General features: G+C 41.6%; 18 protein-coding genes and 1 tRNA gene. 11 read left to right on the top strand and 8 right to left on the bottom strand.

Annotation, left to right across the window (positions count from 1 at the left end; genetic code table 11):
* Positions 1 to 426: 426 nt before the first annotated feature.
* A complete protein-coding gene (locus MN199_RS05445; RefSeq protein ID WP_335738670.1) occupies positions 427 to 1,125 on the bottom strand; it encodes a DUF3581 family protein in 699 nt (232 codons plus the stop codon).
* Positions 1,126 to 1,290: 165 nt separating this feature from the next.
* Between MN199_RS05445 and MN199_RS05440 the strand changes: the two genes are divergently transcribed.
* A complete protein-coding gene (locus MN199_RS05440) occupies positions 1,291 to 1,737 on the top strand; it encodes a SulA-like leucine-rich domain-containing protein (protein WP_335738669.1) in 447 nt (148 codons plus the stop codon).
* 70 nt (positions 1,738 to 1,807) lie between these two features.
* Positions 1,808 to 2,290: a YchJ family protein gene (locus MN199_RS05435; RefSeq protein WP_335738668.1), complete on the top strand. Its 483-nt coding sequence runs from the start codon at positions 1,808 to 1,810 to the stop codon at positions 2,288 to 2,290.
* A gap of 10 nt (positions 2,291 to 2,300) precedes the next feature.
* Here the strand turns inward: MN199_RS05435 and MN199_RS05430 are convergent, their stop codons facing one another.
* Positions 2,301 to 2,768, bottom strand: coding sequence for a VC2046/SO_2500 family protein (locus tag MN199_RS05430; protein ID WP_335738667.1), 468 nt, complete (start codon positions 2,766 to 2,768; stop codon positions 2,301 to 2,303).
* 123 nt (positions 2,769 to 2,891) lie between these two features.
* Between MN199_RS05430 and MN199_RS05425 the strand changes: the two genes are divergently transcribed.
* Both MN199_RS05425 and MN199_RS05420 read left to right on the top strand, forming a co-directional pair.
* Positions 2,892 to 2,976 (top strand) — tRNA-Tyr (locus MN199_RS05425).
* 122 nt (positions 2,977 to 3,098) lie between these two features.
* Entirely contained in the window at positions 3,099 to 4,730 is a 1,632-nt protein-coding gene (locus tag MN199_RS05420) for a response regulator (protein WP_335738666.1), read from the top strand.
* Position 4,731: 1 nt separating this feature from the next.
* Here MN199_RS05420 and deoC read toward each other — a convergent pair whose 3' ends face one another.
* Together deoC and MN199_RS05410 are read right to left on the bottom strand one after the other, a co-directional pair.
* Positions 4,732 to 5,457 (bottom strand): deoxyribose-phosphate aldolase, encoded by a 726-nt coding sequence (deoC, locus tag MN199_RS05415; protein ID WP_132583122.1) that lies wholly within the window; start codon positions 5,455 to 5,457, stop codon positions 4,732 to 4,734.
* Between the two features lie 264 nt (positions 5,458 to 5,721).
* Positions 5,722 to 6,429, bottom strand: coding sequence for a M48 family metallopeptidase (locus MN199_RS05410; RefSeq protein WP_335738665.1), 708 nt, complete (start codon positions 6,427 to 6,429; stop codon positions 5,722 to 5,724).
* 119 nt (positions 6,430 to 6,548) lie between these two features.
* Here MN199_RS05410 and xthA point away from each other — a divergent pair, with 119 nt between their 5' ends.
* On the top strand, positions 6,549 to 7,355 hold the full coding sequence (gene xthA, locus MN199_RS05405; RefSeq protein WP_335738664.1) for an exodeoxyribonuclease III: 807 nt from the start codon (positions 6,549 to 6,551) through the stop codon (positions 7,353 to 7,355).
* A 37-nt stretch (positions 7,356 to 7,392) separates the two neighbouring features.
* Here xthA and yfbV read toward each other — a convergent pair whose 3' ends face one another.
* Entirely contained in the window at positions 7,393 to 7,839 is a 447-nt protein-coding gene (gene yfbV, locus MN199_RS05400; RefSeq protein ID WP_132583117.1) for a terminus macrodomain insulation protein YfbV, read from the bottom strand.
* Between the two features lie 580 nt (positions 7,840 to 8,419).
* Between yfbV and MN199_RS05395 the strand changes: the two genes are divergently transcribed.
* Genes MN199_RS05395 through MN199_RS05385 form a run of 3 tightly spaced genes read left to right on the top strand, consistent with a single transcriptional unit; the run spans position 8,420 to position 9,976 of the window.
* A complete protein-coding gene (locus MN199_RS05395) occupies positions 8,420 to 8,920 on the top strand; it encodes a PTS glucose transporter subunit IIA (protein WP_335738663.1) in 501 nt (166 codons plus the stop codon).
* The gene (locus MN199_RS05390; RefSeq protein WP_335738662.1) at positions 8,917 to 9,264 is read left to right on the top strand and encodes an ArsC family reductase; all 348 of its coding nucleotides are present in this window, start codon (positions 8,917 to 8,919) and stop codon (positions 9,262 to 9,264) included. Before MN199_RS05395 ends, MN199_RS05390 begins: the two co-directional genes overlap by 4 nt.
* Before the next feature lie 37 nt (positions 9,265 to 9,301).
* The gene (locus MN199_RS05385) at positions 9,302 to 9,976 is read left to right on the top strand and encodes a M15 family metallopeptidase (protein ID WP_335738661.1); all 675 of its coding nucleotides are present in this window, start codon (positions 9,302 to 9,304) and stop codon (positions 9,974 to 9,976) included.
* Between the two features lie 27 nt (positions 9,977 to 10,003).
* Here the strand turns inward: MN199_RS05385 and yejK are convergent, their stop codons facing one another.
* Positions 10,004 to 11,047: a nucleoid-associated protein YejK gene (gene yejK / locus MN199_RS05380; RefSeq protein WP_335738660.1), complete on the bottom strand. Its 1,044-nt coding sequence runs from the start codon at positions 11,045 to 11,047 to the stop codon at positions 10,004 to 10,006.
* 70 nt (positions 11,048 to 11,117) lie between these two features.
* On the opposite strand from yejK, the gene MN199_RS05375 reads away from it, so the two are divergent.
* Both MN199_RS05375 and MN199_RS05370 read left to right on the top strand, forming a co-directional pair.
* Entirely contained in the window at positions 11,118 to 11,342 is a 225-nt protein-coding gene (locus MN199_RS05375; protein WP_132583107.1) for a YejL family protein, read from the top strand.
* A 6-nt stretch (positions 11,343 to 11,348) separates the two neighbouring features.
* Positions 11,349 to 12,866 (top strand): DUF3413 domain-containing protein, encoded by a 1,518-nt coding sequence (locus MN199_RS05370; protein ID WP_335738659.1) that lies wholly within the window; start codon positions 11,349 to 11,351, stop codon positions 12,864 to 12,866.
* 10 nt (positions 12,867 to 12,876) lie between these two features.
* Here MN199_RS05370 and MN199_RS05365 read toward each other — a convergent pair whose 3' ends face one another.
* Positions 12,877 to 13,164 carry a hypothetical protein gene (locus MN199_RS05365; RefSeq protein ID WP_335738658.1) on the bottom strand — a complete coding sequence of 96 codons (288 nt, stop codon included), beginning with the start codon at positions 13,162 to 13,164 and terminating at the stop codon, positions 12,877 to 12,879.
* Between the two features lie 88 nt (positions 13,165 to 13,252).
* On the bottom strand, positions 13,253 to 14,197 hold the full coding sequence (rlmF, locus tag MN199_RS05360; protein ID WP_335738657.1) for a 23S rRNA (adenine(1618)-N(6))-methyltransferase RlmF: 945 nt from the start codon (positions 14,195 to 14,197) through the stop codon (positions 13,253 to 13,255).
* Positions 14,198 to 14,332: 135 nt separating this feature from the next.
* Between rlmF and MN199_RS05355 the strand changes: the two genes are divergently transcribed.
* On the top strand, positions 14,333 to 15,166 hold the full coding sequence (locus MN199_RS05355; RefSeq protein WP_335738656.1) for a CvfB family protein: 834 nt from the start codon (positions 14,333 to 14,335) through the stop codon (positions 15,164 to 15,166).
* The last annotated feature ends 23 nt before the right edge of the window (positions 15,167 to 15,189 follow it).

The raw sequence follows: 15,189 nt of genomic DNA, 5'->3' as shown, positions 1-15,189 counted from the left end.
CCGATGTATTTCATTTTTGTGAAATCCATCATAAGTGCCCACACAGATGATTGATTGCGAATTGTTAAAGAGCGTGCTTCTGCTTAAGAAGCGGGAGGCGTATGTTACACTTCCCAGTTTTTAAGTCAAGCGTGACGATGATTCTTTATCAAAAACACTCGTCAGGCTTAACTTACTCTCTCATTTCACCGCGTTAGTTACCACCGTGAAGCGAGGGCGCCATTTTAGAGATTTAAGCCCTAGTGTCAAGCGTCTTTTTAAAAGATTTTTGACTCTATTTCTAAAACCCCTCGGAGAGTGCGCTAGCGCTCTACCCCGTGGCATGGCGCGCATTATAGGGCGTTTTAATTGTCGTGCAAGCGCAAAATCATGAAAAGTGGTGCGACTGCTATTTTTTTGCACAAAGCAGCCGTTTTTGCTGATTAATTACGCACAATCTTTACGATTATTATACTTAGTAATCATTTCCTGCATTTGTACTTCGTCGTATGTCATTAAATTACTCAGAATCATCCGTTTCTCGCCCCGACCAATCAGCTGCCCTTGTTCAGTCAACGAGAACTCAAGTAATGCATTACCTCTTTTACCATCAACTAATAAAGAAGACGCCGTTAGCGTCAATTCAACTTTACTGGTTGGCAAGCGTTCGAAGCTTAGTGCCATACTCTCGTATATTACTAATGGACGCTGCGGATTAATCATAACCTGATGCTGTTGCATTAAAGGTTGCAGTATATGAGGAAAGTTTTGTCCGGAAAAACGCACGTAATCTTTTATAAGCGGTTCAATGACGGTTAAGTCATGCTGGTATTCGCCACTGTGAGTTAAAGACAAATAAACTTTGTCCTGTGCGTCGCAAATACTAATAATATTACCCTGCTCTTTACAGTGTAAAGGCACCTCTGCTGAAACCATTCCAGAAAAGTGGCAGCTAAGCTGCTTAGATAAACCATAACGGGTTAGTAAATAAGAGAAGAGCAAATCTCCAGGAACACAGAACCGCTTCGCGTCTTCGTCGTGGATCGGGTTAAAATCTGTGGCTACCTGTTTAGCAAACTCACTTGCCTGCTTTCTGCTGAAACTAAAACCTTCGTTATTCTGCTGAACATACTTTTCTAACAACATTGACCGCTAACTCTTTATTATCAAGGAGTATCATTCTACCCAATATTGCATAGTAAATGGTCTAGCCAGTAGCGCAATAAAAATTTATCAAAGATGCTTGCTTTTTACTCAGACAAGAAATACTGTATATCCATACACTGTACAAATAAACATGTAGGGATTGGTATGTATCATCGTTCTGTAAGTAATAGGTTCTACGCAACGACAGATAGTATTTATAGCAATAGTAGTTTGACTCGAATACATTCAGTTACCGACACTGATATTGCTGAAACGGAGAATTCCAAACACAGTTTGGTACAACTGATGCGCCAACATCAAAACCAAACAGGTTGGATTTTGCTTGTAGCTCCTGCGCATATCCCCGATAAAGACTGGGCTGAACAGTATCAACTATCTATGCATAACGTGCTGATGGTGCATCATAAGCAAATCCAAGACTTAACCTCAACAATAGAGCAAGCACTTAAATCGCCTAGCTGTAAAGTTGTTATCAATTTTGCGCCGCAGCTTAATAAGCAGCAACTTAATGAATGTCGCAAGTTAGCATTAGCTAACGATACTTGGTTTTACCAATGTGAGGCGATGCAACAAGAGCAATTAACTCATTAAGCTTTATATACTGATACAAGACATCTTTGCTAGCGTAAGTTAACATTAGAGTTTTTCTTATCAGAGCAAAATGTCACTTATGTTATGTTTTTGCGGTTCGGCAAGCATGTTTAGTGCATGCTGCCAACCTTATATTGCTGGGCAAGCTACTATTGGCAACTGTGAACAGTTAATGCGTTCACGCTACAGCGCTTACTGCCATCATGAAATAACTTATATTTATAATACCTATCATCCCTCTGTGCGGCCGATTAATTCTCTATCTGCCATTGAGGAATTTGCTAATAGTGTGCATTTTACCAAGCTTACTGTCTTATCCAGTGAACAAACAACTAGCGATGGTTACGTCTGTTTTAATGTGATGTATATACAAAATAATTTACTTTGTGAATTTACAGAGCGTTCTCGGTTTGTTTTTGATACCACTTGGTTATATATAGATGGTGTTTTGGCCGACAAGCCACCTATTAAAATTGGCCGGAATGATTTTTGCCCATGCAACAGCGGTAAAAAATTTAAGCAGTGCTTTACACATCAACTATCCGGTAATTGAATACTCGTAGTTAAGCGGCTTTATCGTTTAACTGCTGTAGTACTTCATATAATGCAGCGGGATCAGCATTGGGTTTAGGCTGCTGTGGTTGCTCTAAGCGCCTACGGCTATGTAAACTAAGGTTTTGCCAAACGGCAGAATCTAATCGGGCTTTATCATTAAATTGAGTTAAAGGCGGTGGTGTAAGGTAAGACGCCAATTTAAGCTGGGCGAACCCGTTATTGATAAGTGCTTGGCTGTGTTGTGCTAAAACCTCAATATCACCGTCCATTAGCTCATAAGGCCGGCCTTTCTTAACGTCTAGCTGTTTATAGATGTCGTGTTTAACTACGTCGGTTTGAGGTTCTGGCGTAAAAAACTCAGCAAACTCGTCAACTGCAGGCGAAAGCAACGCTAAATAAAGCGCAAAATCGGCACGGTGCGTCTGTTGCAGCGCCGTATTAAGCTTAGTATTTAATTGCCACTCATTAATTATCATGATGGATCACAGCCAATTTATACGTTATTTTCGTGTTATTGCATGATTTATCGGCAGTCAGTGAAAAAAGTTTAGTTAATGCTTTACATCAAAAGTAAGTTTGATAATATGCCGTCCACTCGTGGAGGGGTTCCCGAGTGGCCAAAGGGATCAGACTGTAAATCTGCTGGCAATGCCTTCGAAGGTTCGAATCCTTCCCCCTCCACCATCTTATCTATTATTTCCTGCTAAAACTCAAAAACAACTCTACCAATATCATTATATCGCTTGCTAATGCCGCTGTTATTTCCGACACTTAGCTGTATTTATTACTGATAAAATGTGGTGCCAATGGATAACAAAACGCTTGAGAATCAACGGGTATTAATAGTTGACGATCAACGAGCCTTTCAACTTATGTTTAAAGGAATTTTGTATTCTATGGGCGCGACTAATGTTGCTTTCGCACCTACCGGTGAACAGGCTTTAGCAAAATGCACCAATATCGGCTATGACATACTCTTTGTTGATTACCATTTAGGTGTAGGTAAAAATGGTAAACAGCTGCTTGAAGATCTCCGAGAAAAAAAGCTTTTACTACCCAACAGTATTTTTATGTTGGTTACCGGTGAAAATACAGTACCTATGGTAATGAGCGCAGTAGAACTTGAGCCAGACGATTATTTGGTTAAACCCTTTTCACAAAGCGTACTGCGCAGCCGGATCCAGCGTATTCAACGAAAAAAAGCCCATTTAGCGACGCTATATCAAGCATTATTTGATGGACAAGCAGAGCAAGTAATTACCTTGTGCCAGCAAGAAATTGCTAAAGAAGGACGATACCAACAGTTTTGTAAACGGGTATTAGTCGAAAACCTTATTAACCTTTCCCGTTATGGCGAAGCAGAAGTTATTTTACAACATAGCTTGGAACAACGTCGAAGTGGTTGGGCTCTATTTTTACAAGCTAAGTTATGTTTTTTACAGCAGCGTTTTCAAGAAAGCTTAGCCTTATGCCAAGAGGCAATAGAGGGTAATCGCTATTTTGCTGAAGCGTATGACGTAATGGCACAGACTTATCTCGCAATGGGCGAACTAGATCAAGCTTTTAGCAGCATACAAACCGCAGCTGAAATTGCTCCTTTTAGTATGCCGCGTCAATATTTAGTTATAAAAATAGCCCGTGAGCTTGATAATATTCCTCAGCAAGTTAATGCGAGTAAGCAACTCTACGAAATAACTCGACGCTCTATTAAACAAGACGTGGTGCATCTATTAAATTATATTCGTACCATTATCGATGCCGCAGTAAGAGAGGATGACCCTACGCAACGTAATCGCTATTTTCAAGAGGTGTCGTTAGCATTACAGCGCGTAAAGCGTGACGATGGAATGATCCGCGAGATTGACTTTAGTTTATTTGAAATGCTTTGCCAAGCGAGGCTAGAGTCGTTGAGCGGCGCGCAATTTCAAGCGAAAAAAACCTATGCCGCCGTGGCAGAACAATTAGCAGAACAACATCAAATATTACCCGATGCCATATTCTTGCTGAATCAAATTGGCGAATTTGAGCAAGCGAGCACGCTAACAAAGCTGGTACCAGCAGAGCTAATGAAAAACCCATTACTCAACACCCTTTTTAGCGATCAACAAAACTTTGTTGGCCAAAAACAACTGCAATTTGCTGAATTAAACAAAGCAGGCATAAAAAGTTATAAAGAGGGTAATTTTGCTACCGCAATAACACAGTTTGAAACTGCTCTAGAACTAGCACCTATGAATACCGGCAGCGCGCTTAATTTAATTCAAGCATCACTTCAACAGCTAAACCGGCAGCAAAAACACAAATCAACTGAGCTGTTTGACCGCTGTAAAAAAACCTTTCGCGTAGTTGATAATATGCCATTACCTGAACATCATCGCGCACGTTACAAAGAATTATTACAGCAGTTTACCAAGTTACGCGAAGAGCTACGTCGCTAATTTAGTTAGTAGCCAACTGTTCTGCTAATTCAAACGCTAGCGCACTTGCACCAATACGCATACCTGAACTCAACGCAATTTTACCGGTGATCTCTTCGTACAATGCGACTAATGCGAGCGCTTGCTCTATAGAGCGCACACCACCTGATGCCTTAAAACCAACATCACGATTCGCGGCCGCAATTACGGTCAAAATAATACGTGCGGCTTCCTCAGTTACACCGACAGGCACTTTGCCGGTTGAGGTTTTTATAAAATCTGCGCCACCTTCAATAGCCAGTTCACATGCAATAACCACTTGCTGCGCTGTAACAAGTTCACCTGACTCAATAATAATTTTCAGGCAGCAACCGGTACTAGCTTGGCGCACATCATAAAGGAAGTTTTTTACAAAACCGTGTTCACCGCGCATTAGTGCTTTATAAGGTAGTACACAATCAATTTCTGTCGCACCGAGCGCTATCGCCTGCTGAATTTGCTCACAGACTTGATCAGTAGCTAAATCACCCGAAGGGAAGTTAACCACTGTAGCTAACGCCATTTGCGGTTGCCTAGAGTGCCAGCCTTGTAGCGCCATTAAGTACTGCGGATAAACACAATAGGCTGCAGCTGATATTGGCGGCGTTGTTTCCAACCATTGTAAAAAGGATATCGTCGTTTCGTCATCCTGTAATCGAGTAATATCAAGCAACTTAACCAATTGCTGCAAACGTAAAATGTTAGTCATAATAGGGTCCACAAAGCGATGCAGCCATACCGGCCATCTAAAAATACCATGCACTGTTTCTTGCTAACGGAGGAGCTTAAACTAGATGGCAGCCGGAATGCAAAACCACAATACAAAAAATAAATGAAAATATTTTGAATTAATCAGTAAAGCTACAGTCCTATCTTACAGTAGTTGTTAAGTAGTACCGTTTCTCCCCTGTATTTCCGATGTCCTAGTATTTTCGCCGGCGTTATTGCCGGCGCTTTTTTATCACTCAAGTCGTTATATTTCCATCCAGTGTTGATGCTGTTTTAACCAACTCTGAGCCGAATCTATATCAATATAATATTGCTGCACCAAGCGCCAGAAGCTAGCTGAGTGATTAAGATGCTTTAGGTGTGCTAACTCGTGCACAATAACGTAATCGGCTAGCCATGATGGCGCCATCATTAAACGCCAGTTAAAGCCAATCTCCCCTGACTGTTTACAATAGCCCCACTTACTTTGCCAATTCCCAATAACTAGCTCTTTGGCGTGCAAGCTCATTTGGTTTTGCCAATGGTCAAGCCGTTGTGTAAACCACTGTAAGGCTTGCTTTTTGTACCATTGTTGTAATAGCTCCCGCGCTTTAATATTGTGGCGTAAGGCTTGAACACGTGTTGAAATATTAACGATAACACGATCATCATCGAATATTACCAACGACTGTGAAGCAGACTGCAACTGCAGCGTTAAAAGCTTCCCTTGTAATGGCACTTGCTGCCGTGCTAGCCAGTCTGGTTTAACATGCTGCTTAGCTTGCTGCATGTGCTTTAAAATCCAGTTATGTTTTTTTCGCACCAATGCCTGAATATCCGGCAAACTGATCGCGGTTGGCGCTCTAACTGTTAGCTGACCTTGCTTAATTTGCAAAGCAATGCTGCGCCTTTTAATGCTGTAATGGACCATGTAACTAAATAAATCGGTTTCTATCATTAGCGCAGACAACATACTCTCCAAGAGCCGAGTTAGTGGTAGATTAACAAGCGAGCATTGTGCCACAGCACGGATAAAAGTGTTATTATCTACTCGATTTTGCCGTATTTAACCGATTAAGGGTCACTCGTAACATGAAAATTATTTCTTTTAATATCAATGGTATTCGAGCAAGGCTACACCAACTGCAAGCCATGATTGATAAGCATCAACCTGACATTATCGGCTTACAAGAGATTAAAGTGCATGATGATGAGTTTCCGTTAGCCAATGTTGAAGCCATGGGCTACCACGTTTATCATTTTGGTCAAAAAGGCCATTATGGCGTCGCTATTTTAAGTAAGTTGCCTGCCATTAATATGCAATATGGCTTCCCTACCGACGAAGATGATGCACAGCGTAGGATGCTAATTGGTCGTTTTGCTATGGCTGACGGCACCCCTATCACCGTATTAAATGGTTATTTCCCACAAGGTGAAAGCCGAGACCATCCTATTAAATTTCCAGCTAAAACGAAGTTTTATGCTGATTTGCAACACTATTTAACAACGCACCATACCCCTGACGAACACCTTGCCGTAATAGGTGATATTAATATTTCACCTATTGACCTTGATATCGGTATTGGTGAAGCAAACGCAAAACGGTGGTTACGCACCGGAAAAACCTCATTTTTACCTGAAGAGCGTGAGTGGTTACAGCGGTTAAAAGACTGGGGGCTGATCGATACTTTCCGACAACTACACCCTAATGCAGATGCGCAATACAGCTGGTTTGATTACAGATCTAAAGGTTTTGATGAAAATCGCGGCTTACGTATTGACGTTGTAATGGCAACAGCGCCGTTGGCCAAACGCTGCGTTGAAAGCAGTATCGATTACGAATTACGTGGTATTGAGCGCCCATCAGATCATGCGCCAGTATGGTCGGTATTTAACTAACCTTTTTACTATACCTAAAAGTGGCTATAACAAGTTGTTATAGCCATTGTTTTACAAAAGTTCGGTCTAACTGTTGATACGCCTGTTGTAGTAATATTGCCAAATCTTTATAGCACCCTGAACGTTTTACTGGCGAAAGGCTAATGCCTTGTTGTTGCATTTTGTCTCTGATCTGAAAATACCAGCTGGCAATTGCCGGTGGTAATGGCTTAGCCGAGCGTATTCCCAGCCAATACCAGCCTTGCAGCGGTAAGGTTGCGACAAACAACATCATCGTTAAAATTTGTGGCAGAAATTCGCTACCTAAATAAACGTATTGAAGCACTGCACATAGCAAGGCCGATGGCGGCAAAAATCGACCCGCTAACGATGTCAGCAAAATAACCTTGTTCTCAACAAATAAACTGTTTAATTCTGCTTTTAATGGCCACTGTTTACCGTATTCACGGCCGGCACGAAGTGTTGAGTAAAGAGGATACTGCATTGCACTCTCCCACTATTAGATCACGGTTAAACGATAACACAGATGTAGCACCTTACCTTTTTCTTGCGTCGTTGTCACACCAAACTAAAACTAAACATGTTTACTAAATAGTAGACAAAAAAACTTTTCTAGGCTAATTAATAAACATTACTACTAGTAAGCTAGTTTTTATGTAGCCTTAAGTTATTAATAAACATTAAACCAGCGTTTAAAGCACTTTGCTGACCAATTTGCGTTGAGCATAAACTAACAATAAATATGCCAACATATAATATCATTTAAAAACATTACTCTATGATAGTTAAACACTGTTACTCACAGGCTTATCCACAAAATCTGTGGACAACAACATCCCATACTGCTCAATAAAACTTCGGATATTACTCAATAAACCACCTACTAAAAACCCCACTTCAACCAACTTAAGGAGGATAAGTGCCAAAAAACACATTTACGATGCATTACACCTAATTAATACTTGATGGACAGTTTATAAAAAAACAGTAACAATCGAGTAAAGCTCAGCACTAGCATGGCTTTTAATAGTCTGTTTAGCTAACTAAATGGTAGAACGTAAAACATGACTCAGTGGATCACACAGCTTGATACCATGCCAGGCTTACCAATAAAAAGCCCAGTAACAGGCGATATTCTGCCATTAACGTCGCACCCAGAACGGCTATTTAATGCCAATGTATTACCACAGGCTTTGTGTATTAAATTACAGCACGGTACACTGGTTGCACCTTTTGCTAGTAGCTACAGCTGCAGCTTTTTAGATGGCCGCCGACTTCGGTTTAAACATAAAAGTGGCTTAACTATGCAACTCGACTTAGCTGATAGTAAAACTTACCGGCATGGTGTTGCGATACGTCATCTCGTTAATTCGGGGCAGCAAGTGCAAGCTGGGCAGGCTGTTATCCGCCTAGATTTGCAGTTATTGCAGCATAGCAATGCTGATTGGGTGGTACTAACAATTTTACCCCATTCGGCTATTAGTACCGTGCTTAGTGCAGAACGTTTTGTGACAGCAGCTGAAGATACGGCTTTTACTATTCAATTGAAGAATCACGCATTATGACAATACTTTACGGCATAAAAAATTGTGACACGATAAAAAAAGCACGCAATTGGTTAGCGCTTCATAATATTGCTTATCAATTTGTTGATTACCGTACCGACGGGTTAACTCTGGCGCAATTAACCAACTTCGCGAACGCTTGTGGTTGGCAGAACCTACTTAACACGCGCGGTACCACCTATCGGCAATTAGCCGAGGCAGATAAAACCGATTTAACCGAAACAAAGGCCCTTGCGCTTATGCTGGCACAACCAGCAATGATAAAACGGCCTCTGTTGATACACGACGAGAAATATTATTTGGGTTTTACAATAGCTGATTACCAAAGTATTTTTGGTAAATAAAGATGATAAACATAAATCGTATAAATAAGCCTAGTGTATGAATATAGTAAGCGTTGATATATTAACTGGACTAACAGAACAGCACCTATTAACGCGCGCTGACGGTTTTATGCTGCATCAACAAGTAGAGCAACCCTTTAATGCTTTATGCAAAGCCGCAGCAAACGAGGGTATTGAGATTGAAATCGCGTCAGCGTTTCGCTCTTACCAGCGCCAGGCTATTATTTGGCACGGTAAATTGTCGGGCTTGCGTAAGGTGCATAATCTGCAAGGCCAACAAGTTAATATTAATGAATTAAGTGACAAAGCAAAACTCGATGCAGTATTGTTATATTCTGCGCTGCCAGGCGCCAGTCGGCATCACTGGGGCACCGAGTTAGATATTTATGATGCGGCTGCGATAACGCCTGACTACAAACCCAAGTTAGAACCACATGAATACCAAGCCGGCGGTCCGTTTTTTAAACTGACACAATGGCTAAACCAGCATGCTGCCAGCTATGGCTTTTTTTTACCTTATGCACACTACAATGGCGGTGTCGCTGCGGAGCCTTGGCATCTTAGCTACCAGCCATTATCTGAGCCTTATATGGCCGCCTTTAGTGTCGATATACTACGAAGCTTTATTCGGACACACCCTGTAACCGAACAAAGCTTGGTACTACAACACCTCGACAATATTTATGACCGGTACGTTATCAATATTTGTTAGGTGTTATGCTAATAACCATGCAGTTATTTATTCGCTTGAATTCTCACGATCAAACGCCGAATAGCCCTGCATAAAACGTTGCAGCTGATCGCGTAAGTTTGGTGGCGTGCCTTTAATTAAAATAGTGTCACTGTGCGCATCATACTGCACCCGATCACCTAACAGCTTTTGGTCAAACCCAATACTCAGCCCACCGCCTTGACCGCTAAATTTAATCAGCTTTTTTAATTCTTTCACTTCTATCGGAAATTGCTCTGCTACAGCAAGCTGTTGCTCCTGACAATAGCGTAAAAAACCTTGTTGTTCTTGCTCATCTATTACCGCTGACAACTCTGTCAATACCACATCTTGCCCAGCTTTAGCCCGTTCTTCACAGTAGTTATATACCTGCTTACGCGCATCTGATTTTTCAACACCATCAAATTCTGCCGCAGAAAAATATTCCTCTACCGAGGCCAATACCACCTTACTGTTGGCTTTTGCATCGGTGCCTTCTTCACAGCCTAAAAAGTCCAAGAAAAAATCAGCAACTTTGCGCCCTGCTCGACCGCGAATAAAGCTAATATATTTACCCTGCTCTGGTGAGCTTTGGTATTCAGTTAAATCAATTCTTGCTGCCAATTGCATACGCGCAATATCTAAATGTCGCGACGCTGCTAACTCTAACTCTTCCGTAAGCGAAAAATGATCTTTACTGCCTAACAAACAAAACAATAAATAGTCACTAGTAAGATAGCGATAATGACAAACTAGCAAATAACCACTTTCAGGTAGTTGGTGCGCGGTAAGTTGCTGCTCTAGCACGGCGGTCGCGGTGTTAGATAGCACCATAAAGTCACTATTCTGCTTTTGCCAGTCTTGCAACACGGTGACTACCTGTTGATCTTTTTTAGCATTAAATGCAGCGTAGCCTTTAGCTGGTTTACCGTTATAAGCCAGATGCAACTGCTCTACTAAATGCGCAACTGCCGCCGTAGGTGTAACCAATGCCGCACGATAATGCGCCTTGCTACGTGCGTGTTCATCTAGTTCAAGGTAATTTATCGCCAACTGCTGTACATCTACTGACATAACTTTTCCTGTTTAAAATGAATTCTGTTACTATTCTAACTGTTTAATCTATATGACTTGCGGATAATTCATGCCAATTGTATCAAAGTATTCTACAGTGCAAATTGAAAAACTGGTAAACCAGTTACTTGACGTGCTTCACACAGAAAAAGCTACCACAGAATTAAGCCTAATGTGTTTGGGCAATGCTATTAGCCACGTGGTTAATAGTAGCGTGCCAGCAACGCAACGGGCTGCTGTTGTTACACATTTTAATCAGGCATTAGCAGATGCCGTAAATACTAAGGTTAACTAAGCGCTCATGGTGCTAGAAAAAAACCTGTCATTAGTTAAAAAAGTTAACCGGTTACTTAATTGGGGGCACTGGTTTAGCTTTTTTAATATTTTGCTGGCGCTTGCAGTCACCTCGGCGTATTGGCTGGCAGAGCCGTCACCGGTGTCGTTTCTCGGTTGGCTGTATCTATTACTAAACTGGGTCGGACATACAGCATTTTTGTGCTTTGTGTTTTTTATCTTAACTATTTTCCCAATCTCATTAGTGTTTCCTTATCAACGTCATGTTCGTGGGCTAGCGGCTATCTTAGCCACCGGTGCACTAGTCGCAATTATTTTCGATGCCTACGTATACGCCAGTTTAGGCTATCACATTGGTAGTGCCTCGTTAGAGCAAACCATTGATTTACTACGCCAGCAAATTGTTACCAACTTACGCAATTTTGTGTTTATTGTTGTAGCCGTTGCCGCGTGCCTGCTGTCACTTGAACTAACACTAAGCAATTATTGCTGGAAAAAAATTGAACGCTTAAAACAATCGGCGGTTGCTGCGCCCTTATTTATGCTGTTTATTGGCAGTTTTATGTGTAGCCACTTACTACATATTCATGCCGATGCTAACTTAAAATACGATGTTACTAAGCAAGATAACGTGCTGCCATTATCGTACCCCGCTACCGCTAAAACATTTTTGGCACGCCATCAATTAGTAAATTTAAATAGCCGTGCCCAACGCCAATTAGACAAAATGAGTTTACCAAGTGAATTTGCCAACGGCCATTTACTGCAATGTAATGGCACAAAAGCAGGTAAATCAACGTTATTGCTGATTACCAACAGCCTAACCGCAAGCGTATCGCAGCAACTCAGTGGCAAAGGTTTTAAACAGTTAGAGCAACACTTTGCACCGCGCAACAATAACGAAGCACTACTGCATCTACTGTATGGCAAATTCAGTGTCAACGACGATGCTGAACACATTTTAGCAACTGCGCCAGGCTGGTTTAGTGCGCTACCTTCTGGAAATATAAGTATTAGCCGTGCTGAAGGCACGGAAATAAGTACTTTACCTTGGGTAAATACAGCGCCTTTCAGCCCTTTTGCGATAGTATTTGATAACTCGCCACTACAACATTGGCAACGGTATCAGGCCTACGACAATATCGTCGTTATGGGCTTAACTGGCCAGCACGAGCAATTTAGCTTGGCTCCAGCTCAAGTTTGGTCAAATTGGCGGGCGCTGCAAAAATTGCATCCTTACCAAGTAACTCAGCACCTTGACTGGTTTCCTACTTTATTGGCGCAAGCAGGCTGCAGCGACAATGGAAATTGGTTAGGCGATAACTTATTAAAACCAAACGCTCTACCCAAACTAACCATTAGTGGCGAAGAAATTATTAGCTTTAAAAAAGATAAAATGGTTATTTTGCGCTCTGATGGCAGTTTTGGTACCTGGTCTGCAGGCACCCTATTACCATTAAACGACAAACTAGACTTGCCGATGCTAATCGATGCATTAAAGCGAATTGAACAACCGACCGAGTAAACTAAGCTTATTAATGTATGCTTTTACTCACTGGCTTTGGCGGTCTGCCCGCCAACTCTAGCTCAGCTAAATGCAACATATTGGTCAGCGCAATCGGCACGACAACTTGTGAGAATCGTTCTAGATAGGCAACCCCAGCATCCTTTAACATTTGTTGGCACAGCTGATCGTAAACGCTAAACCCGTCATACGCTAACGGCTCATTGAGTTCAGCTAACTTTAGCTCCCGTTGCCGACGCATAAACCAGTGTAGTAAAAACTCATACTGTTTTACATCTAACCATTGCCGCCAATCCATACCCGCCTCCAACGTATTGTTGTATGTTATACGTTTGAATTATTAAAATCGATTAACTAACAATCTGTGTGCTATTAACACGAAAGAGTTAGATATCTGGCGTTGCATCTAAGCTTAACCACTGCGTTTGTTGTGCAACCGTCAAATAACTCCAAACTAAGATTCGGCTTACTTTTTGCCCTTGGCGCATTGCAATTACGTCGCTTTGCTTTACACCTACGCTACGTAGTAGCTTTTGTAACGGTGCAATATGTTTTTGCTGCGATACTAAACTGCTAAACCAACATACCTGCTGCTTAAATAACTGACTTTCAGTAATCATTTGTTTAATAAATTTCAGCTCGCCACCGTCGCACCATAGCTCATGTTGCTGGCCGGCAAAGTTGCGGTTTTGTCCTTGCGCCGGCTGTTCTAACTTCGTCCATTTACGCATATTCGCCGCATTAGCTTCGGCCTGAGAACTAAAAAATGGCGGGTTACACATCGTTAAATCAAAGCGTTGGCTTGCATTAATAACGCCGCTAAATATTGCCTGTGGGTTTGGCTGTAATACAATATTAACCCGAGATTTAAGCACTGGGTTAGCGGCGACAATGGTTGATGCAACCTTTACTGCTACAGCGTCAATATCGCTGCCGGTTACCTGCCAACCATAGCTTTGGCTGGCAATAATCGGGTAAATACAGTTCGCGCCGGTGCCAATATCCAATAGTGTAATTTGCTTACCTTTGATTGGCTGTGGACTATTTTTTGCTAAAATATCAGCCAAGTAATGCACATAATCTGCTCTGCCCGGTATTGGTGGGCAAAGATACCCTTCAGGTAACTGCCAATATTTGACCTGATAAAACTTTGCCAGCAGCGCTTGATTAAGCAAAACTACCGCAGTGCTGTTAGCGAAATCAATGGTTGACTCACCTTTAGGATTTAGCCTTACAAACGCGGCTAAATTAGGCGTTGCTGCACACAGCTCAGCAAAATTATAACTGCCTTGATGCGGGTTACGTGGATGAAGTAATTGCTCTGAAGACACCTAAACATTGGCCTTTAAATTGGTCAAAGAGGTTAAGTTTATCATGCCGTGGCTAATATACAGCGGTGAGTAAAAAAAACCGTTACAATAGTCATCATTACATTATGCCCGCTTGGGCTAACTTATGGGTACCGCATGCTTGCTCTTGGAAAAACAAACCGTTTAACGGTTAAAAAACAGGTTAAATTTGGCTTTTATCTGGATGGTTTAAGTTGGGGCGAAATTTTACTGCCCAATAACGTCGCTCCTGCGGGTTTAGAGATTGGTAGTGAAATTGATGTTTTTCTCTATCTTGATTCTGAAGATCAGTTAATTGCCACTACTGAACGGCCAAAAATAAAGGTGGGCGAAATAGCACAGCTTGATGTTGTCGCCACAACAAAAGTAGGCGCCTTTGTTAATTGGGGCTTAAAGAAAGACCTACTCGTCCCCTTTAGCGAACAGCAAATTCCACTTAAAGAAGGGCAAAAATATTTACTGTATTGCTATGTCGATAACAGTAACCGCATTGTTGCCTCAAGCAAACTAGACCGCCACATACACAAAACTCCTGCGCACTATAATGCCGGAGATAAAGTAAATATTATTATTTCTGAGCAAACTGATATTGGCTACAAGGCGGTAGTGAATAATCAGCATTGGGGTGTATTGTATAAAAGCGAAGTGTTTAAACCGTTACGTCGTGGCGAAAGAATGTTGGCTTTTATTGTTAAAGTGCGCGACGACGGCAAAATTGACTTACGCCTAAACGCATCGACCTTTAAACAGGCATTAGAGCTAACAGAGCAAGTGCTGCGAAAGTTAGAACAAAATGGTGGCAAGTTAGCCTTAACAGATAAAAGCTCACCAGAGCTGATTTACGCCGCATTTGGCGTCAGTAAAAAAGCCTATAAACAAGCTATTGGCAGCTTATATAAAGAAAAGAAAATCGTCATTTTAGACGAGGGCATTATTTTAGTGAATAACTAGCGTTCATTTGCCAACATTAGAAC

This window comes from Rheinheimera metallidurans (assembly GCF_036983985.1).
GTDB lineage: Bacteria > Pseudomonadota > Gammaproteobacteria > Enterobacterales > Alteromonadaceae > Alishewanella > Alishewanella metallidurans.
The sequence above is the reverse complement of the archived record's forward strand: the minus strand, read 5'-3'. Positions and strand labels throughout refer to the sequence as shown.